Annotated in this window: 26 protein-coding genes; 13 read left to right on the top strand and 13 right to left on the bottom strand. The window is 71.2% G+C overall.

The window, feature by feature from the left end:
* Position 1 precedes the first annotated feature (1 nt).
* The 3 genes from ACIRPK_RS29130 to ACIRPK_RS29120 form a co-directional block, all read right to left on the bottom strand.
* Entirely contained in the window at positions 2 to 1,345 is a 1,344-nt protein-coding gene (locus ACIRPK_RS29130; RefSeq protein WP_403043718.1) for an MFS transporter, read from the bottom strand.
* Between the two features lie 116 nt (positions 1,346 to 1,461).
* Positions 1,462 to 3,225 carry a sulfatase gene (locus tag ACIRPK_RS29125; protein WP_403043716.1) on the bottom strand — a complete coding sequence of 588 codons (1,764 nt, stop codon included), beginning with the start codon at positions 3,223 to 3,225 and terminating at the stop codon, positions 1,462 to 1,464.
* Positions 3,222 to 3,824 carry a PadR family transcriptional regulator gene (locus ACIRPK_RS29120; RefSeq protein WP_403043714.1) on the bottom strand — a complete coding sequence of 201 codons (603 nt, stop codon included), beginning with the start codon at positions 3,822 to 3,824 and terminating at the stop codon, positions 3,222 to 3,224. The genes ACIRPK_RS29125 and ACIRPK_RS29120 overlap by 4 nt, the downstream gene beginning before the upstream one ends.
* A gap of 699 nt (positions 3,825 to 4,523) precedes the next feature.
* On the opposite strand from ACIRPK_RS29120, the gene ACIRPK_RS29115 reads away from it, so the two are divergent.
* Entirely contained in the window at positions 4,524 to 6,137 is a 1,614-nt protein-coding gene (locus ACIRPK_RS29115) for a peptide chain release factor 3 (RefSeq protein WP_403043711.1), read from the top strand.
* Between the two features lie 162 nt (positions 6,138 to 6,299).
* Here ACIRPK_RS29115 and ACIRPK_RS29110 read toward each other — a convergent pair whose 3' ends face one another.
* Complete coding sequence (locus tag ACIRPK_RS29110; RefSeq protein WP_403043709.1) at positions 6,300 to 6,539, bottom strand: hypothetical protein; 240 nt, start codon at positions 6,537 to 6,539, stop codon at positions 6,300 to 6,302.
* A gap of 1,055 nt (positions 6,540 to 7,594) precedes the next feature.
* Here ACIRPK_RS29110 and ACIRPK_RS29105 point away from each other — a divergent pair.
* Both ACIRPK_RS29105 and ACIRPK_RS29100 read left to right on the top strand, forming a co-directional pair.
* Entirely contained in the window at positions 7,595 to 7,945 is a 351-nt protein-coding gene (locus tag ACIRPK_RS29105) for a MerR family transcriptional regulator (protein WP_403043706.1), read from the top strand.
* A 348-nt stretch (positions 7,946 to 8,293) separates the two neighbouring features.
* Complete coding sequence (locus tag ACIRPK_RS29100; RefSeq protein WP_403043851.1) at positions 8,294 to 8,449, top strand: DUF6131 family protein; 156 nt, start codon at positions 8,294 to 8,296, stop codon at positions 8,447 to 8,449.
* A gap of 690 nt (positions 8,450 to 9,139) precedes the next feature.
* On the opposite strand, the gene ACIRPK_RS29095 is transcribed toward ACIRPK_RS29100, so the two are convergent.
* Complete coding sequence (locus tag ACIRPK_RS29095; RefSeq protein ID WP_403043704.1) at positions 9,140 to 9,529, bottom strand: hypothetical protein; 390 nt, start codon at positions 9,527 to 9,529, stop codon at positions 9,140 to 9,142.
* 611 nt (positions 9,530 to 10,140) lie between these two features.
* Between ACIRPK_RS29095 and ACIRPK_RS29090 the strand changes: the two genes are divergently transcribed.
* The gene (locus ACIRPK_RS29090) at positions 10,141 to 11,049 is read left to right on the top strand and encodes a YihY/virulence factor BrkB family protein (RefSeq protein WP_403043702.1); all 909 of its coding nucleotides are present in this window, start codon (positions 10,141 to 10,143) and stop codon (positions 11,047 to 11,049) included.
* Between the two features lie 679 nt (positions 11,050 to 11,728).
* Here the strand turns inward: ACIRPK_RS29090 and ACIRPK_RS29085 are convergent.
* Positions 11,729 to 11,899 carry a hydrophobic protein gene (locus ACIRPK_RS29085; RefSeq protein ID WP_403043699.1) on the bottom strand — a complete coding sequence of 57 codons (171 nt, stop codon included), beginning with the start codon at positions 11,897 to 11,899 and terminating at the stop codon, positions 11,729 to 11,731.
* Between the two features lie 135 nt (positions 11,900 to 12,034).
* On the opposite strand from ACIRPK_RS29085, the gene ACIRPK_RS29080 reads away from it, so the two are divergent.
* The 4 genes from ACIRPK_RS29080 (at position 12,035) to ACIRPK_RS29065 (ending at position 15,057) form a co-directional block, all read left to right on the top strand.
* Entirely contained in the window at positions 12,035 to 12,208 is a 174-nt protein-coding gene (locus ACIRPK_RS29080) for a CsbD family protein (protein WP_403043696.1), read from the top strand.
* Positions 12,209 to 12,609: 401 nt separating this feature from the next.
* Positions 12,610 to 13,413 carry an alpha/beta fold hydrolase gene (locus ACIRPK_RS29075; RefSeq protein WP_403043693.1) on the top strand — a complete coding sequence of 268 codons (804 nt, stop codon included), beginning with the start codon at positions 12,610 to 12,612 and terminating at the stop codon, positions 13,411 to 13,413.
* Positions 13,410 to 14,702, top strand: a complete 1,293-nt coding sequence (locus ACIRPK_RS29070) for a SpoIIE family protein phosphatase (RefSeq protein WP_403043690.1) — start codon at positions 13,410 to 13,412, stop codon at positions 14,700 to 14,702. Before ACIRPK_RS29075 ends, ACIRPK_RS29070 begins: the two co-directional genes overlap by 4 nt.
* 1 nt (position 14,703) lies before the next feature.
* Positions 14,704 to 15,057: an STAS domain-containing protein gene (locus ACIRPK_RS29065; RefSeq protein WP_403043688.1), complete on the top strand. Its 354-nt coding sequence runs from the start codon at positions 14,704 to 14,706 to the stop codon at positions 15,055 to 15,057.
* A gap of 383 nt (positions 15,058 to 15,440) precedes the next feature.
* Here the strand turns inward: ACIRPK_RS29065 and ACIRPK_RS29060 are convergent, their stop codons facing one another.
* From ACIRPK_RS29060 to ACIRPK_RS29050, 3 genes are all read right to left on the bottom strand, one after another.
* Complete coding sequence (locus tag ACIRPK_RS29060; RefSeq protein WP_403043685.1) at positions 15,441 to 15,836, bottom strand: DUF2267 domain-containing protein; 396 nt, start codon at positions 15,834 to 15,836, stop codon at positions 15,441 to 15,443.
* Positions 15,837 to 15,879: 43 nt separating this feature from the next.
* Positions 15,880 to 16,284, bottom strand: a complete 405-nt coding sequence (locus tag ACIRPK_RS29055; protein WP_403043682.1) for a DUF2267 domain-containing protein — start codon at positions 16,282 to 16,284, stop codon at positions 15,880 to 15,882.
* Positions 16,285 to 16,515: 231 nt separating this feature from the next.
* On the bottom strand, positions 16,516 to 16,950 hold the full coding sequence (locus tag ACIRPK_RS29050) for an Hsp20/alpha crystallin family protein (RefSeq protein ID WP_403043679.1): 435 nt from the start codon (positions 16,948 to 16,950) through the stop codon (positions 16,516 to 16,518).
* Between the two features lie 112 nt (positions 16,951 to 17,062).
* Between ACIRPK_RS29050 and ACIRPK_RS29045 the strand changes: the two genes are divergently transcribed.
* The 3 genes from ACIRPK_RS29045 to ACIRPK_RS29035 all read left to right on the top strand — a co-directional run bounded on the left by ACIRPK_RS29045 (position 17,063) and on the right by ACIRPK_RS29035 (position 18,901).
* Positions 17,063 to 17,752: a type III effector protein gene (locus tag ACIRPK_RS29045; RefSeq protein WP_403043677.1), complete on the top strand. Its 690-nt coding sequence runs from the start codon at positions 17,063 to 17,065 to the stop codon at positions 17,750 to 17,752.
* Complete coding sequence (locus ACIRPK_RS29040; protein WP_403043674.1) at positions 17,727 to 17,990, top strand: hypothetical protein; 264 nt, start codon at positions 17,727 to 17,729, stop codon at positions 17,988 to 17,990. Before ACIRPK_RS29045 ends, ACIRPK_RS29040 begins: the two co-directional genes overlap by 26 nt.
* Positions 17,991 to 18,262: 272 nt before the next feature.
* Positions 18,263 to 18,901 (top strand): carbonic anhydrase, encoded by a 639-nt coding sequence (locus ACIRPK_RS29035; protein WP_403043671.1) that lies wholly within the window; start codon positions 18,263 to 18,265, stop codon positions 18,899 to 18,901.
* Between the two features lie 306 nt (positions 18,902 to 19,207).
* On the opposite strand, the gene ACIRPK_RS29030 is transcribed toward ACIRPK_RS29035, so the two are convergent.
* Together ACIRPK_RS29030 and ACIRPK_RS29025 are read right to left on the bottom strand one after the other, a co-directional pair.
* Positions 19,208 to 19,681 carry a hemerythrin domain-containing protein gene (locus ACIRPK_RS29030; RefSeq protein WP_403043669.1) on the bottom strand — a complete coding sequence of 158 codons (474 nt, stop codon included), beginning with the start codon at positions 19,679 to 19,681 and terminating at the stop codon, positions 19,208 to 19,210.
* Between the two features lie 45 nt (positions 19,682 to 19,726).
* Positions 19,727 to 20,332, bottom strand: a complete 606-nt coding sequence (locus ACIRPK_RS29025; protein ID WP_403043667.1) for a flavodoxin family protein — start codon at positions 20,330 to 20,332, stop codon at positions 19,727 to 19,729.
* Between the two features lie 333 nt (positions 20,333 to 20,665).
* Between ACIRPK_RS29025 and ACIRPK_RS29020 the strand changes: the two genes are divergently transcribed.
* Positions 20,666 to 21,124 (top strand): SRPBCC family protein, encoded by a 459-nt coding sequence (locus tag ACIRPK_RS29020; RefSeq protein ID WP_403043664.1) that lies wholly within the window; start codon positions 20,666 to 20,668, stop codon positions 21,122 to 21,124.
* 190 nt (positions 21,125 to 21,314) lie between these two features.
* On the opposite strand, the gene ACIRPK_RS29015 is transcribed toward ACIRPK_RS29020, so the two are convergent.
* A complete protein-coding gene (locus ACIRPK_RS29015; protein ID WP_403043661.1) occupies positions 21,315 to 21,638 on the bottom strand; it encodes a DJ-1/PfpI family protein in 324 nt (107 codons plus the stop codon).
* 122 nt (positions 21,639 to 21,760) lie between these two features.
* Entirely contained in the window at positions 21,761 to 22,054 is a 294-nt protein-coding gene (locus tag ACIRPK_RS29010) for a helix-turn-helix transcriptional regulator (RefSeq protein ID WP_403043659.1), read from the bottom strand.
* A gap of 150 nt (positions 22,055 to 22,204) precedes the next feature.
* Between ACIRPK_RS29010 and ACIRPK_RS29005 the strand changes: the two genes are divergently transcribed.
* Complete coding sequence (locus tag ACIRPK_RS29005; RefSeq protein WP_403043656.1) at positions 22,205 to 22,612, top strand: STAS domain-containing protein; 408 nt, start codon at positions 22,205 to 22,207, stop codon at positions 22,610 to 22,612.
* Positions 22,613 to 23,218: the final 606 nt, after the last annotated feature.

The raw sequence follows: 23,218 nt of genomic DNA, 5'->3' as shown, positions 1-23,218 counted from the left end.
GTCAGGCCAGGGCGTGTTGGCGTCTGAGGTCGAGTTCGCGCTGCACGCGCTGCACGTCCTCGGCGTAGGGCCGGTGCAGGAGGGTGAGGAAGGCGCCGTTGACGAGCATGAGGACCACCAGGACTGCCAGGAAGACCGGTTGCAGTCCGTACGTCTGGCCGAGGAAGCCGGCCCCCAGGCCGAAGGCGGCCCAGGCGACGGCTTCGAAGACGGAGACGTAGACGGTGAAGGCGGTGGCCCGCAGTTCGGGCGGGGTGACGGCCATCACCATCGGGCGGTTGACCGCCGGGTTGACGCCCTGCGCGATGCCCATCAGGCAGAAGAGCAGGGCGTAGGCGCCGATGCCGCTGTAGTGGACCTGGGTGCCGAGGAAGGCGAGGACGGCGAATGAGATCTGGGCGCCCTGGAGCACACCGGGGAGTCCGTGGCGCGGGCTCCTGCGGGCGGCCCAGTCGGCGAGGAACCCGCCCGCCAGGGTGCCCAGCAGGTATCCGATGCCCAGCGGCATCAGGACGACGGCGGCCCGCTGGGTGGTGAAGCCGAACACGTCCACCAGGTAGACGACGGCGAACGAGGAGAGCAGCAGGTGTCCGGAGAGCAGCCGGGACACCAGGAGGATCGCGAAGCTGGGGATCCTGAACAGCGAGACGACGGTGGCCACGTCGATCTTCGTCCGGGCCTCGCGGGTGGCGTGGTCGAGGTCGGCGAGTTGGTGCTCGGCCGCGCCCCGGCCGGGGTCGCGCAGGCACAGCAGCAGCACCACGCCGACGAGGATGTTCAGGGCGCCGACACCCCACAGGCCCCAGCGCCAGCCCTCGCGGAAGCCCGCGAGCTGTCCGATGAGCGGGCCGAGCACCGAGCCGGCCAAGGCGAGGGAGCCGTAGAGGGCGCCGACGGCGCGGCCGCGCGACGCCGAGTCGAACAGGTCGCCGACGAGTTCGGAGACCAGCGGCTGGGCGGCCGCGTAGCCGGCGGCGAGGACCGTGACGAAGAGCAGCAACTGGGCGAAGTTCCGGGAGAAGCCGGCCGCCACCCCCCACACCCCCCACAGGCCGGTGGACACGACCAGGACGCCCTTGCGGGACCAGCGGCGGGCCGCCCACACCCACAGCGGGGCCGCGAGCACGCCGATCAGCTTGCCGGCGGCGGTCAGGACACCGAGCGCGCCGAGGGTGAGGTCCAGGGCGTGTCGGATGACCGGGAACAGGCCGGTGACCAGGCCGGCTTCGGTGCCGTCGACCAGCATCGCGCCGCCCAGGAGCGAGAGCTGGCGCCAGCGGCCCCTGACGGGAGGCGGTCCGGTTCCCGTCGTGGGCTCCGTGGCCGCTTCGATAAGGTCGGACATGCGCGACTCCGTCTCATGCATCGTTCGTCAAAGGGGCAGTGCGGGGACCCGAGCGGGTCGTGCGTCGCCGGTGACGGGGTTGCCGCCCCGTCACCGGCAATTCGTCGGTGGGCCGGTCAGAGCGCGGAGAGTTCCTCGGCCACCCGGTGCAGGGCGGAGACGTCGGTGAGGGAGCCGGCCAGGGCGGCGACGTCGATCAGCGGAGTGGGACCCAGGAACTGCAGGAACTCGGAGTCGACGATGCCGGGCAGGTGACGGCGCATCACCTCGACCGCGACCGGGTCGGAGATCAGGGCGAACACCGGGGTGCGCAGCGAGAAGCGTCCCTGGGGGTAGTCCTCCGGACGGGGCAGCGGCGCGGCCGTCCTGGTGGCGTGTTCGCGCTGGGCCCGGACCAGGAGGTGCTCCGGTCCGACCGGGCCCACGGCTGGCAGGCCGAGGCGCTCGTACTGGCTCGGCGGTGCGTCGCTCTCGCGCAGCAGCTCGACCAGCAGGTTCGCCATCCGCAGTTCGGCGGCGTCGTCGACCAGCGGGGTCCGCTGCTCGGGGTCGCTCTCCAGGTCGAACAGCAGGGTGCCGTGCTGGTGGGGGTTGATGAAGGTACGGCCGGGGATGCGCAGTGTGCGGACGCCCTTGGTGAAGGTGAACGGCTCCGCGAGCCGAAGGTCGGACAGCTCGGCCGGTGAGAACCGCCCGCGCATGTGGGTGGGCATCAGGGTGTGCTCCAGCAGCGGCGCGTTCTGCTCCGTGGCGGGGGCGCGCATGTAGACGAACCGGCCGTCGGTGACGTTGACGTGGCCGCCGTGGGCGCCGAACAGGGCCGCCTCGCGCACTTCGGTGTCCCCGGAGACGGGCAGGGGCCGCCCCTGCATGTCCGCGGGGACTTCGACGCCGAAGTGGTCCAGCAGGGTGGGGGCGAGGTCGATGGTCTGCACCAGCGCCTGCCGCCGTTCGCCCGCGGCGCGCACCCGGGGGTCCCAGACGAACAGCGGCAGGTGGACCAGCTCGTTGTACCAGGGCTGGACGACCTTGCCCCACCAGCCCTTCTCGCCCAGCAGCAGCCCGTGGTCGGTGTTGACGATCAACAGCGTGTCGTCCCACAGGTTCTCCTCGTCCATGAAGTCGAGGACCCGGCCGAGGGAGTGGTCGCACATCGACAGCAGCGCCGCGTACTCGTAGCGGGCGTGCTCGACCTGCTCGTCGGTCTCCACCACGCGCTTGTAGTCCGGCCAGTCGAAGTGCGGGCCGTCGTAGTCGTGCGGGTAGAGGTCCTTGTACCGCTGGTGGCTGAAGAACGGCTCGTGCGGGTCGAAGGTCTCGATCTGTACGAACCAGTTGTCGGCGTCCCGGTTGGTGCGCAGGAACTCCAGTCCGGCGTCGAAGGTCAGGGTCTGCGGGTGCTTGTCCTCGGTGGTCAGGTACGGGCGGTTGACCCAGTCCTGCCGGTAGGCCTCGAACCGCAGCTTCTTCAGGTCTGCCGGGATCTCGGGGTCGGCGACCTGGCCCTTCCAGGGGTCGCCCTCCTGGCCGCGGAAGAACTCCCAGGTGTTGTACCGGCCGTGGTAGGTGGCGCCGCCGTCCTCCCAGTAGTGGGGGTGGTCGCTGACCAGGTGGGTGTACACGCCGTTCTGCTTGAGGAGTTCGGGCATGGAGTCGTCGAACGGCTCCAGCGGGCCCCAGCTGCGGTGCAGGAAGTTGTAACGCCCGGTGTGGAGTTCGCGCCGGGCCGGCATGCACGGCATCGACCCCGCCCACGCGTTGTCGAAGGTGGCCGAACGCTCCGCCAGCCGCGCGAAGTTCGGCGCGTGCGTCCAGTCACCCCCGTAGGGCGGCAGCAGATGCCGGTTGAGACTGTCGAACATCACCATGATCGCCTTCATCGGGCGTTCCCCTCTCCGGCCGGCGGCACCTGCGGCCCCGGCTGCCACTGTTCGAGACGCCGGAGCATGTGCTCCAGCCAGTCCACCCATGCGTCCACCGCGCCTGTGCCGTACCGGTGCAGCTCCTCGTAGACCTCGCGTGCCAGGTCCTGGTCCAGCTCCGGTAGCGGGTCCTCGAAGCTGACCGTGCGATCGCGGGGGCGGTTGCGGGCGATCTGCGCGCGCCGGTGGTCCAGCTCGGTGCGGATCAGGCGGATCGCGGCCGCCCGGTCCAGGGCCGCGGCGAACGCGAAGCGCGCCATGAAGTCCGCGTCCTGGAACCGGCTGGGCGGCTCGTACGGGGAGCGCACCCACTCCAGCAACGCCTCACGCCCCACCGGCGTGAGCCGGTACACCTTCGCGTCGGGGCGCCCTTCGCGCGGATCGACCTCGAACGCCACCCAGCCGTCGGTGACCATCCGTCCCAGCAGGCGGTAGATCTGGCTGTGATGCGCCCGGGAACGAAGGAACTGGCCTTCCGTCTCGACCCACTTGCGCAGGTCGTACCCGCTCAGCGGACGGCCGGCCAGCAGGGCGAGCAGGACATATTCGAACTGCATCGAGGCCCCTATGTGTGGAATGACTTATGTGCTGAGTGTTCTATCGACGGCTCGCGAAGGCCGTCAACACACAGGGGAACGACTTGTCGAACCGTTCACAGGGGTTCACGGTGATTCACAGTCCCGCAGCACCGTCGCCTGCCCCGCGCTCCGGGCTGCGGGCGCCCCATCTCCCGGTGGAGCTCCATCCGCTGCGCCGGGGGCAGGGGGGCGGCGACGCCGTCCTGGGTGCGGGCTGTGCAAGGGCCCGGCGCTCACCGGGGGGTGCGACGCTTCGGACCCGCGATGCGGACCAGCCTGATTCCCACCACTCGCCGACCGGCTCCGTGCGAGAGCCGTGCATGGAGAGCAGGCGCACGGTGACCTCCGGGCCGAGGTCGTGGGGCAGGACGGCCCTGGTGGCGGCGATGTCGGTCCGGGCCATCGCGTTCGCTGCGTGCGCAGTCCTGCGAGGTCAAGGTCCCCGGACAGAAGGTGGCTGTGGGCAGCTGGTCGAGGAGAGTCATGGCGGTGAGGGAGACGCTGGACGCCGACGACCAGTCCCATGTCATCTGGGTCGACGTGCTGCGCGACCGGGAGTTTCAGGGCCACGCCGCCCGACGGCCTATTATCTCTTCCTGGGCCTGCGGACCTGATCCCGGCTCACCAGGTACGGAGAAGCGTCACCGGCCTGCTGCCGAGGCGTACCCGAGGAAACACGTGAGCACTGTACAGTCCATCCCCGTCCCGCAGGTCCTTCGTGAGGCCGGCCGCCGACGGACCTTCGCTGTGATCAGCCACCCGGACGCGGGCAAGTCCACGCTCACCGAGGCGCTGGCGTTGCACGCGCGGGCGATCACTTCTGCTGGTGCGGTGCACGCCAAGGGTGACCGGCGCGGCGTGACCAGCGACTGGATGGAGTTGGAACGCGAGCGTGGTATCTCGGTGACCTCGGCCGCCTTGCAGTTCGGCTATCGCGGCCACGTGATGAACCTGGTCGACACCCCCGGCCACGCCGACTTCTCCGAGGACACCTACCGGGTGCTGGCCGCCGTCGACTGCGCGATCATGCTGGTCGACGCGGCCAAGGGCCTGGAGGAGCAGACCCGCAAGCTTTTCGCGGTCTGCCGCCATCGCGGCGTCCCCGTGATCACCTTCATCAACAAGTGGGACCGGCGCGGCCAGGATGCACTCGCCCTGCTCGATGACATCGAGACGCACCTCGGGATCACCCCCGTCCCGGTCGTGTGGCCGGTGGGCAGCGCGGGCAACCTGCGCGGCCTGGTCGAAGCGGGGAACCCCGAGCAGATGCTGCGCTACACCAAGGTGCCGGCCGGCACGCACGCCGCCCTCGAGGAGCAGCTGACCTCCGAGCAGGCCACCGAGCAGGAAGGCGAAGCCTGGACGACCGCGCTGGAGGAGCTGGAGCTGGTGCTCTCGTCCGGCCCCGGCTACGACCAGGAGGCCTTCGAGGCCGGCCGGATCAGCCCGGTCTTCTTCGGCGCCGCGCTGACCAACATCGGTGTGAAGCTCCTGCTGGACGCCGTGGTCGACCTCGCTCCGGCTCCCGGGCCCCGCCCGCTGGCCAAGGCCGGCAGCCGCGAGGTCGGCGAGGAGTTCTCCGGCCTGGTGTTCAAGATCCAGGCGAACATGGACCCGGCCCATCGCGACCGGATCGCCTTCGTCCGAGTCTGCTCCGGCGTCTTCGAGCGCGGCATGCACGTCACCCGGGCGGCCAGCGGCCGCTCGTTCGCCACCAAGTACGCGCACACCGTCTTCGGAGCCGAGCGCACCGTGGTCGACACCGCGTACCCCGGCGATGTGGTCGGCCTGATCAACGCGAGCGCGCTGCGGGTCGGCGACACCCTCTTCACCGGCAAGAAGGCCGAGTTTCCCCCGCTGCCCGCCTTCGCCCCCGAGTACTTCGCGGTGGCACGGCCCAAGGACATCAGCCGGTCCAAGCAGTTCCGCAAGGGCATCGCCCAACTCGACGAGGAAGGCGTGATCCAGGTGCTGGTCTCCGACCGGCGTGGCGACCAGGCGCCGGTCATGGCTGCGGTCGGCCCGATGCAGTTCGATGTGATCCTGCACCGGATGGAGCACGAGTTCTCTTCCCCCATCGCTCTCGACCAGCTTTCCTACCGCTTGGCCCGGATCACTGACGTCGCCGGCGCTGCTGTCCTGAACAAAGCCCGCCTGATCAACGGCGAGGTGCTCACCCGCCGCTCGGACGACGCACTACTGGCCTTGTTCGCCGACAAGTGGCAGCTGAACGCCTTCCAGCGCGCCCAACCCGACATCCTGCTCCAGCCGCTGATCGCCACGGCGGACTGATCGCCGACCTCTCGGCCCGGGCTCGGCGCCTGGCCCGGCGGACGACGACGGCGCAGGTGCGGACCCTGCCGAGGGTCTTTCGGGGGCACCGCCCCTGTGGGTGCCGACAACTCTGTCCGTGCAGGTCATGCCGCATCTCGGTACTCGTGGAGGGTGCAGCAGCTACGAGGCATGGCCTTGGCGCGAGCGCCGCAGCTTGCCGCGCTCGCGCCGGGCGGCGCCGAGGGTGGCGCGAAGGGCGGGCAGGTCGGCGAGGGTGGCCTGTTCGGCGAAGCGGGCCAGGAGTCGGCGAAGGGCCCGTTCGTCGCGGTCGTGGACGGCTTCGGCGAGGGCGGTCAGCAGGGAGTCCCTCGTATGGGGGGCGGGTGTGCGCGCCGCCGACATGCTCCTGGTCTCCTCCACCGTTCACCCTCCTGCGCGTTGTCCCTGGTCACGCGCAGTGTGTTCTGTCGCGCGCGCGGGGCGAAGACTACCTTCTCTTCGAACATCGAAAAATCTGTGCTGGCCGGAGTAGACATTGGCGTGGGGTGTGGTTAGTGTTTCTCTCGTAGCAAGCAGTCGGCAGGGCCCGCCAGACACGAACTGGCGGGAGTAGTGCAGGTAGTTCGCAGGTCGGCGCGGTTGTGGGGTTCTGAAGCCAGGGTTGGTGCAGTGCGGCGACGGGACCGGCGGCCGGGTCGGGTGGCCCGCAGTGATCAGGGGCTGCCATCAGCGGTACCGCAGTGAGTGGAAGCAGTGCAGGTAGTTCGCGGGACACGCCGGGCTGGTGGGCGTGGAGCAGTGACGCAACAAGGTGGTGCGGCAGCGGAGTTCCGGAGCCAAGCGCAGGTGTTGGACGGCGACGGGGCTGGCGGCCGTGCCGGGTGGCCCGCAGTGATCAGGGGTCACCGAAGAGCGGTATCGCAGTAAGTGCAGGTGATTCGCAGTCACCAGTGGTTGATGTGTGCAGGTTCTCAGCAAAGGCGCCGGACTGCGGGCGCGCGTGCTGGGAGGTCCGGGCAGTGGGGTTCCAAGCCGAGTGGTTGAGCAGGGCAGGCGACGGGGCTGGCTGCCGGACAGGTGGGCCCTCACGGACACCGGAGCGGTACCAACGCAGTTCGCAGTTCCAAGCAGTACAGGTGTGAATCTCGCAGTATCAGCAGGTGCAGTACCAGCAGTTCGCAGGATGTCCAGTGATGTAGAGGAAGAAACGGAGGGCGCTAGCGCCATCAGGATCGCCCGGCCCGTGAGATGAGCAGTTCTCGTCCGGGCGGACACCGCAGACCCCTCAGAGTACGAAGGACGGTGGTTTCCGGTCACGCATACGCGATCCCCGCAGTCCTCCTCCCCCGAGGAGTTGCGGACACAAGGACCGGCCCAGGGCCGGTAGATGGTGAAGTTCCCCTTCGGGGCCCCGGAGCCGCAATGGCGCCGGGGCCCCTCCACGCGTTCCCGAACAGGCAACAGGAAGAGGTGCAGTGACCACGACCACCAACCGACCCACCACCACAAGCAGCTTCGACGACGACGACTACCCCGCCTACACCATGGGCCGCGCCGCCGAGATGACCGGCACCACGCCGGGGTTCCTACGGGCCCTGGGCGAGCAGGGCCTCATCACCCCACTGCGTTCCGAAGGCGGCCACCGCCGCTTCTCCCGCTACCAACTACGGATCGCGATGCGCGCCCGCGACCTCGTCGACCAGGGCACGCCCATCGACGCCGCCTGCCGCATCATCATCCTCGAAGACCAACTCGAAGAAGCCCTACGCATCAACGAAAAACTCCGCAGCAACGCCACTGCTCCGGACCCCACCGCCGACACCTGACCCACCCCCCCCTCCCCGGCTCCCGGTCCGCGGTGAGCGCACACTCACCGCCGACCGCCCGGCACCATCCCACAGGACCGGCACCGGCACCGTCACCGAGCTGACCCGATCGGGAGACCTCCCACCGAAGAGCGCAGCGCTTGGACGGGGATGCCGTCGGATGTGAGCATTTCGGTTGCAGCCAGGAGGCACACGTAGCCAGCCACGGCGGCAACGGGCATGGTTCCGGTGTCCGCCTTCGTCTGCTTCACCGACCCCTCGCCGGCTGCGTTGCGTGGGGCGCTCCTGCCTGTGGCCGTGTCGGGCGAACAGCGCGACAGTGGAGGGAGACCTTCTTCGGAGGTAGTCGTGATCGTCCTTGGAGTCATCCTTCTCGTCATCGGGTTCGTCGCCGGCATTTCCATCCTGTGGACCATCGGCATCGCCCTCGTCGTCATCGGACTCGTCCTGTGGGTCCTGGGCGCGGTCGGCCGTGAGGTCGGAGGCCGCAAGCACTATTGGTGAAGCCCCCGCGCGTGCCGTGCGACGACTGCTACCGGACGCATCAGGGCCGGGGCAGCGGGGCGCCGTCCGGTTCCTGCGGCATCGAGTCTGCCGGGCCGCTGCCCACCGCAGAGACGAAGGAACCCGACGGGGTGAACCGCGCCCGCAGGCCACCGCCCGCTGCGTCCGCGCCCCAGTGGGTAGTTCAGCCGTAGGCGGTTCCTCATCGTCCATGAGTGAAATCCTGACCGCACTCCAGCTTCACGCACGCCGAAGACACCTGTTCGCTGCCTGGTGCCCGATCCGGGCTTCGGGCGCGCCCTCCCGGGCACACACAGGATTCGATGCCGCGACGTCGTTACACTCCGCACCCGCTGGGCCGGGGGCCAGGGCTTCGGCGGCCTCGCCCTGGGGCCAGGCGTAGAACACAACGGCGGCCGTGACCGGGTCGACCGCGTCCCCGGAGCGCCCGCTCGACAGCTCCCGGCCGCGGACCAGGGGGCGTCGGAACCGGTCACTCCGTAGCTTGCCGCCTCTTGGCCGCGGTGCTCCACGGTGCGGCCGGCGTGAGCGAGGCGGAACGGGACCAGGAGCGGAGCGCGGGGCCGGGCGCCGGGTGACCCCGGGCCCGCACCTTGCTACTCGATGCCGTCGCACGCCACCACGCTCACCTGCGCGCCGCCCAGTTCCTCGCAACGGGCGCTTCGGGCGTCAGCGTCGGCCGCCGCCTACGCGGCGGTCGTCGGCCAGTGCGGTCAGGGGGCCGTACTCGCAGGCAAGCTGGTTCCACGTCAGAACCTCGCCACAGCGGGCCGGGAAATCCTTCGGGTTGAACTCGGGCATGGTCCAGGTGCCGGTGCCCCGGTCCCGCAGCCACAGGTCCCCGTCACCGTCGACCACAGTCGGCGGGGCCGGTACGGGCTCGGCCTGGTCGACGGGCTCCCAGGTGACCCGGCCCGGGTGGGAAACGCGGCGCAGCTCGGTGGTGGCCAGCCGCGCGGCCAAGTCACGGGTGGACTCTTCGGCGTCCTTGACCGACGCGAGTCGGAATGCGTCGTCAAGTACGGGCAGGGCTGGATTCTTGCTGCGCTTTGAACTCATACGCTGACTACCTCCGGTGGGGGGCGTCACATCCGTTATGGCACCCCGTAGAGGAACACGATATCCGAGCCGGGAGCCGGGCCGGCTACGACCGCTGTCCAGGTGGAGGCACTGGAAGACACCGGACGGTGGGGCTGGGTGGCGAGCTGATCCCGGACGTGGCGCAACCCGCGGTGGTAACGCCAGGACCTGGCGGGCCGGGTCTGAGAAGGTCGGGCCGCCAGGGCGAGCGGGCGTCGGGCCGGGTCGGCTGCGGGCGCGGTGTCGCCGGGCGGCTGGCGGAAGTCGGCGCCCGGCTCGACCGGCAGCAGCCGGTGCCCGCCGGGTCGGGCGGGCACGGGAGCGTCGGAGAAGGCGGGCAGAGAGAGGTCGGCCATGATCCCCGATCGCGCAGCCATGGCCCTGCGGGGTAGGACCAGATCGCTGTCAGTGGTGCCAGTGCCCTGTCGGGGCTGCTGCGGGCTCGGGCCAGGGGCGCGGCCGGCCGACCGCGCCGGCCGGCCTGGTCAGTTGTGAGGCCACTGGGGGCGGTTTCGCGGCAGGCAGGGCGGGCATCCGGTCGAGGCGGCCGGTCGGGCGCGCTCGGTGTTCTCGGCGGGTGGGGGTGTGCGATGGCTCGGTCGTCGGACGGTGGACCGTGGTGGCGGGCGCTGCGGCGCACGCCGCAGACGATGTGGAACGACGACGTCACCGACTTCGCGGCGGCCCTGACGTACTACGCGATCCTGGCCGTCCTGCCGGCGCTGCTGGCCACGGTGGTGGGCTTCGCGCTCATCAGCCCAGCGGCGGCCCGGGACGCGGTCGCGCACCTGGCGGGGCTGGTTCCCGGCCAGGCCGGTACGGAGCTGGACGGCGTACTGACCCAGGCACTGGGCAGCGGTTCGACCGGCTGGACACTGCTGGCGGCGGGCGCCGGCAGCGCGCTGTGGTCGTGCTGCAGTTACCTGGCGGTGTTCCGGCGCGCGCTGCACCGGATGCACGGCACCACCGACCAGCGCTCCCCGCTGCGCCAGGCCCCACGGATCGTGGCGACAGCGGCGGTGCTGCTGGTGCTGCTGGCGGCGAGCGCCCTGGCATTGATCTTGAGCGGTCCCGTCGCCGAGGGCGCGGGCCGGGTACTGCACCTGGGCGGGACGGCCCCGCTGGTGTGGTCGGTGGTCCGCTGGCCCGTGCTGCTCGTGGTGGTGGCGATGCTGGTGCTGATCGTCTTCCGGACCGGCCCCGAACCGGCGTGGCGACGGCGCACCAGCCTGCCAGGCGGTGCTCTGGCGGCCGCGCTCTGGCTGGCCTTCTCGGCGGGCTTCGCGCTGTACACCAGCGCCCTGGGCACCTACAGCCGCCTGTACGGCTCGCTCGCGGGGGCGGTGGTGTTCCTGATCTGGCTCTGGCTCTCCAACCTTGCCCTGCTGACGGGCGCTCAGTTCGCGGCGGAACTACGCCGTGCCGCGGTCACGCCGCCCGGCACAGCCGAGCTCACCGCTCAGCCGCCCACCACTGGTCCCCGCCCGGTCGAGGGCTGAAGGCCGATCCGCAAGCCTGAGCTGGTGGGCCGGGGCGGCCTGCGACAGTCCGGGCACTGGTAGGGGAGCCGGCACGGACAACCCGCTCGGCAGGACGGCGGATCGCCACGAGCTGCGGCTGTTCCTCAGGGCGGGCTGACCTGGCTGGGGAGGCTCCGCCCGTGGCGCTCGGGCGGCGTGCCTGCCGTACCGCGCGCCAATAGCCGCCCGTGGCACGGCGCGACGGCGCTGCGATTCATGCCGCCGAGGGCGGCCGGGGCGACCGCGATGTCCGGGCTGGTCTCCATCTGGGCAGCGGAGGAGAGGCGCTTGGGTTTCGTCCTGGTCAGCTGGTCCGGCTTGTTGGCCCAGCGTGCGTCACGTCGCGGGTCCGGACGCGTGAGTCGTCGGCGATCCCGGCACGTACGGGGCGGATGGCCATGGGGCGGCGCAGGGCCCGGCCTTGGCGGAACCACACCGCTGCTGACCGGGTCTGGCACCCCAGAGCGCTCCACGCGCCGGCCGCGTCGCCATCTCGCCGACGTCGTGCGACAGGGTGGGTGCCAGGCCGGCTCCGCAGCGGGTGCGGGTAGTGCGGCGCGCCGGCTCCGGGTGATGTCTCCAGGTGGGTCTGTGCAGGCAAAGGCGGGGCGCCGCGTGGTCGCGAGCGCCCCGCCTCGGGTCTGGTGCCCAGGGCTGGTTACCAGCGGTACCAGCGGTGGCGGCTGCCGGAGGAGTGGGTACCGCGGGCGACGAAGCCGACCAGCCACAGGATGAGGACGATGACCGCCACCCACCAGAGAATCTTGATGGCGAAGCCGGCGCCGAACAGGACGAGGGCGAGCAGAAGGACGAGCAGAAGGGGGACCATCGTGACCTCCGTAGTCGGTTGACAGAGATCCTGCTGCCCCGGTCGGCGGCGGATATTCACAGGAATCTTTCGGACAGGGGGCGGGCAGGCGGGGCGGTGACAGAAGTACGGCGTATCGAGTGTGAGGAGATCACGATGAGCGCGGGCGACAAGATCGAGAACACCGGTGACAAGCTCAAGGGCAAGGTCGAGGAGACCGTCGGCAAGGCGGTCGGTAACGAGCGTCTGGAGGCCGAGGGCACGGCGGACCAGGCCAAGGGCGACCTGAAGCAGGCGGGCGAGCACGTCAAGGACGCGTTCAAGCGCTGAATTCCTCTCCGGGCGGGGGGGGGGCCCCCGCCCGGGGGGGGGGGGCCCCCCCCCCCCGGGGGCCCCCGGGGGGGGGCCCCCCGGCGGGGGGGGGGGGGGGGGGGGGGGGGGGGGGGGGCCGCCCCCCGGGGGGGGGGGGGGGGGGGGGGCGCCCCCGCCGGCGCCAACTTTCCGCGGGCGCCCGGCCAGTCTTTTCGCGCGTACCGGGTTTTTCTGGGGGGGGGGGGGGGCCCCCCCCCCGGGGGGGGGCCGCCCCCCCCGCCCGGAGCTGCTCGTCCGATCATTTCGCCCGAGCTGCGGCACGGTTGGGTCCGTGCGGCGTCGCGGGAAACCCGCCCGGGCGAGCCGGTGATCGGAAGGCCCTGCTGGAGATGCCGGCAGGGATGGCAAGCTGGGGAGATATGGATATCCGCCAACGGAACAACGTCACGGTCGCCGGCCCTCCGGACGGCCCGGCGCTCGTGCTGGCACACGGTTTCGGCTGCGACCAGAACATGTGGCGTCTGGTGCTGCCCGCGCTGACCGCGGAGTTCCGGGTGGTGCTGTTCGACTACGTGGGCTCCGGCCGCTCCGACCTGTCGGCCTGGGACGAGCAGCGTTACGGCTCGTTGGGGGGATACGCCCGCGATGTGCTGGAGGTTTGCGAGGAACTGGACCTGCGGGACGCGGTGTTCGTGGGGCATTCGGTCAGTGCGATGGTCGGCGTGCTCGCCGTGGCGGCCGCACCCGAGCGCCTGTCCCGGCTGGTGATGGTTGCCCCGTCCCCCTGTTACATCGACGGCGACGGGTACCGGGGCAGGTTCAGCGCCGAGGACATCGACGAGCTTCTGGAGTCGCTGGAATCGAACTACCTGGGCTGGTCGGCGGCGATGGCTCCGGTGATCATGGGCAATGCGGACCGGCCGGAGCTCGGCGAGGAACTGACCGCCTCGTTCTGCGCGGCCGACCCGGACATGGCCCGGGTCTTCGCCCGCACGACGTTCCTTTCCGACAGCCGCGCGGACCTCGGCACGGTCACGGTGCCGACACTGGTGCTGGAGTGCCGGCAGGACGTGATCGCCCCTCGTGAGGTCGGCGCCTACGTCCACGCGGCGATTCCGGACAGTAGGCTGGTGACCCTGGAGGCGACGGGGCACTGCCCGCAGCTGAGCGCCCCGCAGGCCACCGCGCAGGCCGTCCTCGACTTCATCCGGGCGACCGGATGAAGTGCCGCACGGGCCAGGACCCGGACGGGGAGCAGGAAGCGGACACCACCGACGCCGCGTTCACCACCCTGCTCGAGGACAGCGCGGAGGAACTGTACGAGCAGGCTCCCTGCGGCTATCTGTCGACGCTGATGGACGGCACCATCGCGAAGATCAACGCCACCCTGCTGGAGTGGCTGGGACTCCCCCCGACCCAGGTGGTCGGGCGGATGCGCTTCGCCGACCTGCTCACCGTGGGCGGCAGGCTCTACCACGAGACGCACTTCGCGCCGCTGCTGCAGATGCGGGGCGAGGTCAGCGGCGTGGCCCTGGACCTCCGAGCGGCCGGTGGGCAGCGCATGCCGATCCTGGTCACCTCGAAGGTGAAGACCAGCGTGGACGGCGAGCCGCTGCTGGTCCGCACCACCGTCTTCGACGCCCGCGACCGACGCGCCTACGAGATGGAACTGCTTCGCGGCCGCCAAGCTGCCGAGGAAGCACACCGCCTTGCCGAAACCGCACGCCGGCAGGCCGTGGCCGACCGCGCACGGCTACAGGAGGCGCTCGCCGTCCTCCAGCAGAGCCTGCTGCCCACCGAACTCCCCGCCGTCCCGGGCCTGGAGGCCGCCTCGCACTACCACACCGCCTCCCCGGACCTCCTCGGCGGAGACTTCTACGACCTGTTCCCCCTCGACGCCGACCGGTGGGCGTTCTTCCTCGGAGACGTGTGCGGCAAGGGCCCCCAGGCCGCCGCCGTCACCTCACTGACCCGCTACACCCTGCGGGCCGCAGCCCTCCACGACCCCGACCCCGTCACCGTGCTCACCACCCTGAACACCGTGCTCCACGAGCGGTACGACAGTGGAGACGCCCGCTACTGCACCGCCCTGTTCGGCATCCTCCAACCCGGCAGCGGCCACGTCAGCGTCCACCTGGCCTCCGGCGGCCACCCCTCCGCACTGATCCAACGCGCCGACGGCACCACCCACTACCTCCCCACCCCCGGCGGCATGCTCATCGGCATCCTGCCCCGCGTGCACTTCACCCCCGCCAGCACCGAACTCTTCCCCGGCGACACCCTGCTCCTCTACACCGACGGCCTGACCGAAGCCCGCATCGGGCCCGAGCGCCACCTCTACGGCGAGGCAGCCCTGAGCACCTTCACCGCCACCCAACCGCCGGCCGGACCCAAGGCCCTGATCACCGCCCTGACCAGCTTGCTCGCCAGCTTCGGCGATGGACTCGACGACGACACCGCGCTGCTCGCCCTCGGGGTTCTTCCCTTTCCCGGTCCCGAGAGCGGAACCTGAGATGAGCCCGCTGACGATCACCTCCTTCCAGGCCGCCACCGGCCCGGTCCTGGAGATCACCGGCGACCTCGACTACGCCACGGCGCCCGAACTCCGCCAGACGGTGGACAGCCTCAACCTGGCATCCGGGCAGCTGCTGGTCCTGGGCCTGGCCGGCCTGGATTTCTGCGACTCCAGTGGCATCAGCGCCCTGCTGGCCGCCCGCAGCACCGCCACCGGACGCGGTGGGGACATCGCCTTGGCCGCAGTACCCGCCAACGTCATCCGCATTCTGCGTATCGTCGGCCTGGACCAGGTCCTCACCGTCCACCCGGACGTCTCGGCCGCCACCGCCCCCGGCCCCGCGACGCGCTGATCCCGTCGGCCGGAACACCCGCCGGGGGACTCCGCATCGGGTCGGCCGGGCGGGGTTGGTTCAGCGGGTGCTACGGGTCCGCGTCGCCTCGCCCTACCCGCAGGCCGGAGGGAGATCCTGCGGGGCCGATCCGAGGGTTCCCACCGTCAGCACGGCGCAGCGCGCCGCCATCGGTAACGTCAGCCACCGGCCCGCCGCTGATCTCAGGCACTGCGAAACGGGCAGCGGCAGGCCCCGTGTCCGGCGGGCCTGCCGTGTGCGACGTCGCAGATTCTCCGGGTCCGATGCCCCGGCCGTGCGCCGGAGCAGCAGCTCCGTAGTCGGCACGCGGCCCAAATCCTCTGGGCATGGCCGGGGGGTGCCCACCGGGGACTCCGGCTCGCTCAGGCGGCGGTGGCGAGGCTGGCACGGCCGAACAGGAGCGCGTAGCCGGCGGGGAGTTGGGCGATGAGGCGGTCGGTGAGCGGGGTGCCGACGTGGTCGGCGAGGACGGCCAGGACGGAGGAGGTGTCCCAGCGGGCGGAGGCGGTGGTGGTGTTCAGGGTGGTGGCGATGGCCGCGACCAGGGCCGGCGCGTCCAGGGGCTCGATGTGGGGGATCTGCGCGACCAGGATTTCCCGTGCCCGGTCGGGCAGGGCCGCGGCGAGGTCGCACCGTTCCTCGCCGACGAGCTGGCCGCCGAAGGTGGCGAGGACTGCTTCCAGGACGCGTTCGGCTTCCCTGCCGCTGTCGTAGCGGCCGTATTCGCGTACCTGCTGGACGAGGTGGTTCCAGGTCATGGCGGGTTGCCTTCCGGGTGCGGGCTGTTGGCCCGGGGACGGTTCAGGGGTGGCGTTCTGGGCCGGGCCGGCCGAACAGCAGGTCGTAGCCCGCGGGCAGCTGGAGGAGGGCGCGCTGGGTGAGGTCGTTGCCGACGCAGTCGGCGACGGTGCTCAGGACGGCGCCGATGTCCCACAGGGCGGTGTGTTCGGTGGCGCCTTCGATCCACGCGGCGGTGGCGCGTACGAACCGGTCGGGACTGAGAGGTTCGGCGGCCTGCAGCGGGCTGAGCAGGATCAGTGCGAGGTGTTCGGGCAGGCGGGCTGCGAGGTCGGCGCGTATGGAGCCGACCAGGTGGGCGCCGAGCAGGGCGAGGACGACGCGCGCTGCTCGTTCCGCCTCTTGGGGTGTGCCGTATTCGCCGCGTTCCTGGACCTGTCGCAGGAACGTCTCCCATCGAAGAGTCATCGTGGGCCTCCCATGCCTTCACTGCGTCGGTGGTCCGGGCGGCAGCGAAGCGGGTGGGTCGAGGCCGGCCGGGCTGACTGGAGGAAGTGCCGGCCGACGGTCACCGCCTGGGGTACGAGGCCGGGATGGTGCTTCGTGCAGGGGTGGTTGGTCGTCGGCCCGCCGGGGTGGCCGTCCCGCACGGCCCCGGGGGGATTGAGTGGTGCGGGACGGCAGCTCCGGGGAGCGGGGTCAGGCCTTGATCTGCTTGCGGTCGCCGCTGCGGCTGATGGCGATCTTGCGAGGCTTGGCCTTCTCGGCGACCGGGATCCTCAGGGTCAGCACGCCGGCGTCGTAGTCGGCGCTGATGCCCTCGGGGTCGAGGGTGTCGGTGAGCATGATCTGGCGGGAGAACACGCCGAGGGGACGCTCCGTCAGCTCCCACTTCACGCCCTCGGCCTCGCGGCGGGGGCGGCGCTCGGCCTTGACGGTCAGCATGTTCCGCTCGACGTCGATGTCGATCGCCTCCGGGTCGACCCCGGGCAGGTCGAAGCAGATCACGTACTCGTCGCCGGCGCGGTAGGCGTCCAACGGCATCGGGGTCGGACGCGACCAGGTGCCGGTCGAGTTGATGAACTGCTGGGTGAGTCGGTCCAGCTCACGGAACGGGTCGGTGCGCATCAGCATGGGGAACACCTCCAGGTGGTTGGGCTTTGGCAGCCAGTGCGCTTCACCTGAGACTTTTGTAGCATGTCATCCATCCGATGACAAACACTCAGGTCGCCAGGAGAGTGACGCGATGAACCCCAGTCCCGGGACGCCCCCGCCGAGTGACAGCGCACCCGCCGCTCCCGCCTCCTTTCCCGCGGCGGCCGCCGCCCTGACCGCCATCGACGACGCCGTCCGCGCTGCCCAGAGCCCGGAGCCGAAGGGCCGTACGCCCTCAGCGGGGGGCTCCGGGCCCGGGCAGGCCCTCGACGCCCTTCAACTGCTGCGGGAGCTGCGGACCCAGCTCGCGGGCTGGGAGGCGGGCCTGGTGGAGAACGCCCGGGACGCCGGGGCGACCTGGGCGGACCTCGCCCAGCCGATGGGCGTGGCCAGCCGACAGGCCGCCGAGACCCGCTACCTGCGCCTGCGCCCCGCCGGCACCCGCCGGACGCCGGCCACCGGTGTCGAGCGGGTGAAGGCCGTCCGTGACCGCCGCGCGGCCGAGCGCACCGTCACCGCCTGGGCCCGCGACAACGCCGCCGACCTGCGCATCCTCGCCGCGCAGATCGCCGCCCTCACGGACCTCGCCCCCGCCGCCCGCCCCGGCCTGGCCGCCCTGCGCACCGCGCTCGCCTCGACCGATCCCGCCGAACTCATCGGCCCCCTGGCCGCCATGCGCTCCCATCTCGAGGCCGGCCACCCTGATCTCGGCACCCGACTCGACGCACTCAACCAGCACACGGACCAGCTCCGCGATGACAGTAACCACCGCCGCACCTGACACCACCACGCCGGGTGCCGTCGCGCCGGACGACGGCGCCCGGGAGCGATGGGAGCGCCTTCAGGACCAGCTCGTCCAGGTCGGGCTGCGGATGCTGCGTGAATCGGATGTGGCAGTCGCCGCGCTGGACGCCCGCCTCGCCCGCCTGGACACCCTCCGCCAGGAGCTCGCCGACCTGAACAAGGGCGAGCCCCCTTTTCGTGAAGGCGGTGGGAGCCCCGACCGGGGGGCGTGCTGACGGCGGCTGCGGGCACCGACCGCTCCCCGGGGAGTGCCCGGCGCAGGGCGGGGCGATCGGTGAGGGAGGTCTGTTCGGCGAAGTGGGCCAGGAGTCGGCACCGGCACGCTGGTTCACCCGCGTGGCCGGATCGCGAGTCGTCGCCCGGACTTCCGGCACGGACCCGGGGCGGACGGCGCCGATGGCGGGCCCAGGGCTCCGGGTTGCTGGTCGGGGCCCGCACCTGGTGGGCGGGAGCACCACGGGCGGAGGCCACGTCATAGGCTGCCGCTATGTCGAACACGCCCACCATCACCCCGGACGACGCCTTCACGATGCTCATGGCAGGAAACGGCCGGTTCGTCACGGGCCTGCCCGAGCATCCGAACCAGGATGCCGCCAGGCGCACCGAGACCGCCCCGGGCCAGAACCCGTTCGCGGTGCTGTTCGGCTGCGCGGACTCCCGGCTCGCGGCCGAGATCATCTTCGACCGGGGTCTGGGCGACCTGTTCGTGGTGCGGACCGCCGGTCAGGTCGTGGGGCCGGAGGTGCTGGGCAGTATCGAGTACGGGGTTGCCGTGCTGGGCTGCCCGCTGGTGGTGGTGCTGGGCCACGACTCGTGCGGTGCGGTCGCCGCGACCCGCGCAGCGGTCGAGGAGGGCACGACTGCGCCGGGGTATGTGCGGGACGTGATCGAGAAGGTCACCCCGAGCGTGCTGGCCGCCCGCGCCGCCGGCCACACCGAGGACGGGGAGTTCATCGCCGAGCACATACGGCAGACCGTCGACCTGCTCGTCGACCGCTCCCGGGTCCTCGCCGACGCCGTCGAAACCGGACGCGCCGCAGTCGTCGGCCTCTCCTACCGCCTCGTCGACGGCAGCGCCCACCTGATCGCAGCACGCGGCATCAGCACGAGCGCGGTGCCGATGTAGGGCGAAGCTCGGTGGCAGCGAACCGACGGGTTCGGCCGAGACGACTACCGGTCCTGGGCGCCGAAGGCCACCAGGTCGGAGGGCGCAAGCACCACCGGTGAGAGCCCATTCCTGCGGTGCTGTCCGCTTGGGGGGCTCTACAGGTGGGTTTCGGTTGTCACCCACGAAGAATCTCCGTGACCCTGCGGCGTAGGACATCAACCCCGGGCTCCGAACGGCTCCGGCAGGCTGCGGCCGTCAAGGCGTCGATGCACCCCCCCGCACCTCTCTGTGAGCCGGAACGGGGGGCGGCCTTCGCCGGAGCCGTTACTCGCGCGCGCTCGGGACCTGGAGCGGGTCGCGCGGGGCGTCGTCCTTGGCCGCTTGCATCTGCTCGCCGAGCTCGGTGAGGCGGTTGCGGCCCATGGACTTGCGGACCTCGGGGAACCAGTCCTTCTCCTCCTCTTCGACGTGGTGGCGGACGTTCTCCATCAGCACCGTCATCTTGGCGTCGAACCGCTCGTCGGCCGGGTCCAGCCCGGCGAGTTCGGACAGCATCCACAGCACCACGTGGTGTTCCTCGATGCTTTCCAGCACGTGGTCCTTGGTGTCGGGGGCGGCCTCGCGTGCGGCCGGGTAGAAGATCTTCTCCTCGATCCAGGTGTGCACGGTGAGTTCCTCGATCACCTTGTCGGCGAGGTCCCGCTTGTGCTTGTGCGCGTTCTCGCCGGCCTTCTCGAACTCCTTGAACAGCTTCTCGACGGTCTTGTGGTCGTCCTTCAACAGCACGATGGCATCCATCGGGGCCCTTCCGGTTGCGGTGAGAGGGGGACAGGCGATCGGGGGTCAGGTGGCGGGGACGGGCCAGGGGCGGCCGGTGAGCGCTGACGCGACGTGGTGCAGGTTCGCGGCCATGGTGCGGCCGGTTTTGTGAGCCCACTCGTGGCCGCGCTGCTCGTCCAGGTAGTCCGGACCGGGGCCGGGGCCCAGGTGCCAGTACGTCCACGCCTGGGCGGGAACGGTGTAGCCGATGTCGACCAGGCCGCCGCTGATCTCGCTGATGACGTGGTGGGCGCCGTCCTCGTTTCCCGTCACCACCACCCCGGCCACCCGCCCGTACGCAACGGGTCGGCCGTCGTCGTCGGTCTCGGAGATCATCGCGTCCATCCGCTCCAGCACCCGTTGTGCGACCGAGGACGGGCGGCCCACCCAGGTCGGGGTGGCGACTATCAGGATGTCCGCGGCCAGCAGCTTCTCGTGGACGCCGGGCCACTCGTCCCCTTCGCCCTGGTCGGTCTTCACGCCCGGCAGCAGGTTGAGGTCGACCGCGCGCACCGTGGCGACCTCGACCCCGCGCGAGGTCAGCTCCGCGCCCACCACGGACGCCAGCGCCTCGGTGTTCGACGGCTCGGGGGACGGCTTCAGAGTGGCGTTGATGATGAGAGCTCGCATACGGGCCCGGCTACCCCGTCAGCCGAGGACAACCCACCCAGAGACGCGGAACCTCGTCCCAATGGCCCTGCCGTTTCTCCCGATTGGCCCAGTGGCCGGAGGGCTCGGCCGCACTGGCGTGGCCGGACCCACCGCCCTGGTAGGAGAGGAGGAAGACGTAGTGGCACCTCGACGGGCTGGACAGGCCGACAACCTGCCCGGCCTGGGCAGCGGGTACGGCCGGGCCGCCCTCTTCCGATCCATCCGCCGGTTCCTCCGATTGGCCCCGCCCAAGCGGGGCAGGCGCCTGGCACGGGAGCGGAGAGTCCGCTTCGGAGCGTCCGAGGAGGATCAATGAGCAAGGTCAAGGAGTCGATCGACGTCGACGTCCCGCTGCACACCGCTTACAACCAGTGGACGCAGTTCGAGGAGTTCCCGAAGTTCATGGAGGGCGTCGAGGAGGTTCGTCAGATCGACGACCGCCGCACCCACTGGCGCACCAGCATCGCCGGCGCGGAGCGGGAGTTCGACGCGGAGATCGTGGACCAGCTGGCGGATGAGCGGGTGTCCTGGCGGACGGTTGGCGGTGAGGTCCAGCAGATGGGCACCGTCACCTTCCACTCCATCGACGCCGACCACACCCGGGTCAGCCTAGCGATGGATTTCCAGCCGCACGGGATGGCGGAGAAGGCCGGCGACATGCTCGGCATCCTCGACCGCCGTGTGAAGGGCGACCTCAAGCGCTTCAAGGGCTTCATCGAGGAACGTGGCCAGGAGAGCGGCGGCTGGCGGGGCCGGATCTCCCCTGCCTGACACCCGCGGCCTTCGCGGCCTCGGTTTGGCTGATCCGATGCTCAAGGCGCCACGCGGCTGACCGGGGCGGGGGGGGGGGGGGGGGGGGGGGGGGGGGGCCCCCCCCCCCCCCCCCCCCCGACAGCGTCCGGCCCCAGGATCGGTAGCTGGCCGGTCGGCCACCGGCAGGCCGCTCGGCAGCGGCGTCCGGTCAGGCTGTCGCGACGACCGTGACCAGTGTGTCGTCGAAGGCGCGCAGGTCGCCCGGCTCACCCCTGCTCACCAGGTCGGTGTACACCCGGACCTGTTCGTCGGCCCACTGGGCGCCGGTGTTGACCAGACCGGTGCGCAGGCTCGGCCAGGAGAGGAGGCTGCGCCCGCCCACCACATCGGCCTCGACCAGGGTCCACGGGCCGTGGCAGGTGGCAGCCGCCGGCTTCCCGGTGTCGAAGTCCCTGCGCAGAGCGTCGGGATCGGCGACGCCGCCGGGCGGCACGAGTGCGTCGCAGTCGGCCACCGAGGGGCCGGCGACCACGAGCCACCTGCCCGGCCCCGGGCCGGCGCGTGCGGCCGCACGCAGCGCACTGCGGCCGCCGCGCACCTGTCGGATGAACAAGCCCGTTCAGGTGAGAGGCGTCCGTGCGCCGGGAGCTCCGGTCAGCGCAGCAGGACGGCGAGGAGTTCGGCGAGGGTGGGGCCGCTGTCGGCCGGGTGTCGGAGCGGTTTGCCGTCGATGACGCTGTAGTGGTTGCTGCGGCCTTCGCGGTGGTGGCTGAGGTATTCGGCGGCTTCGAGGTCGGCGATGATCCGCTGGACGGCGCGCTCGGTCAGCAGGCAGCGGGTGGCGATGTCGCGGACTCGGATGCCGGGGTCGCGGGCGATCTGGACGAGTACCCGGGCGTGGTTGGTGAGGAAGGTCCACTGCCGTCCGGGCGCCGCTGAGTTGTCCATGGACCAAGGATAGGTTCTCCCGTTTCACGACAGCAGAAGCACGACATCCGTTTCATGTAAACCTTGACATCTCCTGCGCGGCGGGCGAACAGTTGAGAGGTCCTTGCTCGAACGGGCCGCCTGTTGGCGGCTGCTGACGGAGGTGGTTCGATGACACGTCCCACTCCCGACGGCTCGACCGGGCGCGGCAGGGCCGTCACGGTGCTGGCCATCGATGGCCCGCTGGAGGTCAGCGTCTCCGGTGGCGCGGAGCGGGCGGTGGCGCACGTCAGCGGGGAGATCGTCTTCGACAACGCCGGCCGGCTGCTCAAGGTGCTGAGCCAGGCCGCCCTGGCAGGCCCGGCCGGGCTCGATGTGGACACCACTGCGGTGACGTTCGCCGACAGCTCCGGTCTGAACGCCCTGCTCGAACTGCGCTCCCGGGCGCTGGCCGCCGGCCGGCAGCTCACCCTGCGGCCCGGCGGGTGCGTGGGGCGTCTGCTGGACCTCACCGGCACCCGCGAGGTGTTCACTCCCGCCCCGGGTGCGCCTGCCGTCGTGCCGAACCTCGGGTCCTGACCAGACGGGACGGGCGAGTACCGCGAACGACGAGGGGTGCGGGGGACGCCGGAGGCGATGACGCTGGGGCGACGCGCGACCAGTGACCCGCACCGCCCCGGCTGGAAGTCCCGCCGGAGCCGCCGGTTCAGCTACCACGCGACCCCCGGCGGCACACCGGTGCGCGATGCCGCGCGGAGCTGGCGCGGATCAAGGCACTGGCCATCCCGCCCGGCCCCGCGGCCACGCCCTGAGCGGCGCCGTGCCGGAGGTGCGGGGTGAACACTCCGCACCATGAGGAGCTCGACCAGCCGCAGGCAGCCTCGGCACCGTGGACGACAGGGTCACCCTGGACGACCTGGATCGGGCCCGAGGGGTCCTGCGGCAGATGACGGCCGGCAGCACCACCCACCTGAGCGCCCAGGAATTCCGCAGCCCCTCCTGCGTTACCCTGCGTCCGCGGGCCGAGCAGCTCCGGGAGAGCCTCGGTCTTCCCCCCCCCCCGCCCGAGACCGCTCGACGATCAGCGGCCCAGGGGTGTTCCAAAGTCCCGGTGATCATGTGAGTCTGCAGGCCACAGCGGTGCGAGGGGTGGGGGTTGGCCCGTCACGAACGCAACGAAACTCC

Origin of the sequence: Kitasatospora sp. NPDC101801 (assembly GCF_044766665.1) — a bacterium.
Lineage (GTDB): Bacteria > Actinomycetota > Actinomycetes > Streptomycetales > Streptomycetaceae > Kitasatospora.
This window is presented reverse-complemented; position numbering and strand designations above follow the sequence as displayed.

Bases quoted from the DNA above. Each gene is read 5' to 3' on its own strand.
- ACIRPK_RS29125 (WP_403043716.1), bottom strand. From the start codon at position 3,225: ATGAAGGCGATCATGGTGATGTTCGACAGTCTCAACCGGCATCTGCTG.
- ACIRPK_RS29035 (WP_403043671.1), top strand. From the start codon at position 18,263: ATGTCGAACACGCCCACCATCACCCCGGACGACGCCTTCACGATGCTC.
- ACIRPK_RS29075 (WP_403043693.1), top strand. From the start codon at position 12,610: ATGGATATCCGCCAACGGAACAACGTCACGGTCGCCGGCCCTCCGGAC.
- ACIRPK_RS29030 (WP_403043669.1), bottom strand. From the start codon at position 19,681: ATGGATGCCATCGTGCTGTTGAAGGACGACCACAAGACCGTCGAGAAG.
- ACIRPK_RS29065 (WP_403043688.1), top strand. From the start codon at position 14,704: ATGAGCCCGCTGACGATCACCTCCTTCCAGGCCGCCACCGGCCCGGTC.
- ACIRPK_RS29080 (WP_403043696.1), top strand. From the start codon at position 12,035: ATGAGCGCGGGCGACAAGATCGAGAACACCGGTGACAAGCTCAAGGGC.
- ACIRPK_RS29095 (WP_403043704.1), bottom strand. From the start codon at position 9,529: ATGAGTTCAAAGCGCAGCAAGAATCCAGCCCTGCCCGTACTTGACGAC.
- ACIRPK_RS29010 (WP_403043659.1), bottom strand. From the start codon at position 22,054: ATGGACAACTCAGCGGCGCCCGGACGGCAGTGGACCTTCCTCACCAAC.
- ACIRPK_RS29130 (WP_403043718.1), bottom strand. From the start codon at position 1,345: ATGTCCGACCTTATCGAAGCGGCCACGGAGCCCACGACGGGAACCGGA.
- ACIRPK_RS29070 (WP_403043690.1), top strand. From the start codon at position 13,410: ATGAAGTGCCGCACGGGCCAGGACCCGGACGGGGAGCAGGAAGCGGAC.
- ACIRPK_RS29040 (WP_403043674.1), top strand. From the start codon at position 17,727: ATGACAGTAACCACCGCCGCACCTGACACCACCACGCCGGGTGCCGTC.
- ACIRPK_RS29005 (WP_403043656.1), top strand. From the start codon at position 22,205: ATGACACGTCCCACTCCCGACGGCTCGACCGGGCGCGGCAGGGCCGTC.
- ACIRPK_RS29060 (WP_403043685.1), bottom strand. From the start codon at position 15,836: ATGACCTGGAACCACCTCGTCCAGCAGGTACGCGAATACGGCCGCTAC.
- ACIRPK_RS29055 (WP_403043682.1), bottom strand. From the start codon at position 16,284: ATGACTCTTCGATGGGAGACGTTCCTGCGACAGGTCCAGGAACGCGGC.
- ACIRPK_RS29085 (WP_403043699.1), bottom strand. From the start codon at position 11,899: ATGGTCCCCCTTCTGCTCGTCCTTCTGCTCGCCCTCGTCCTGTTCGGC.
- ACIRPK_RS29045 (WP_403043677.1), top strand. From the start codon at position 17,063: ATGAACCCCAGTCCCGGGACGCCCCCGCCGAGTGACAGCGCACCCGCC.
- ACIRPK_RS29090 (WP_403043702.1), top strand. From the start codon at position 10,141: ATGGCTCGGTCGTCGGACGGTGGACCGTGGTGGCGGGCGCTGCGGCGC.
- ACIRPK_RS29120 (WP_403043714.1), bottom strand. From the start codon at position 3,824: ATGCAGTTCGAATATGTCCTGCTCGCCCTGCTGGCCGGCCGTCCGCTG.
- ACIRPK_RS29025 (WP_403043667.1), bottom strand. From the start codon at position 20,332: ATGCGAGCTCTCATCATCAACGCCACTCTGAAGCCGTCCCCCGAGCCG.
- ACIRPK_RS29020 (WP_403043664.1), top strand. From the start codon at position 20,666: ATGAGCAAGGTCAAGGAGTCGATCGACGTCGACGTCCCGCTGCACACC.
- ACIRPK_RS29050 (WP_403043679.1), bottom strand. From the start codon at position 16,950: ATGCTGATGCGCACCGACCCGTTCCGTGAGCTGGACCGACTCACCCAG.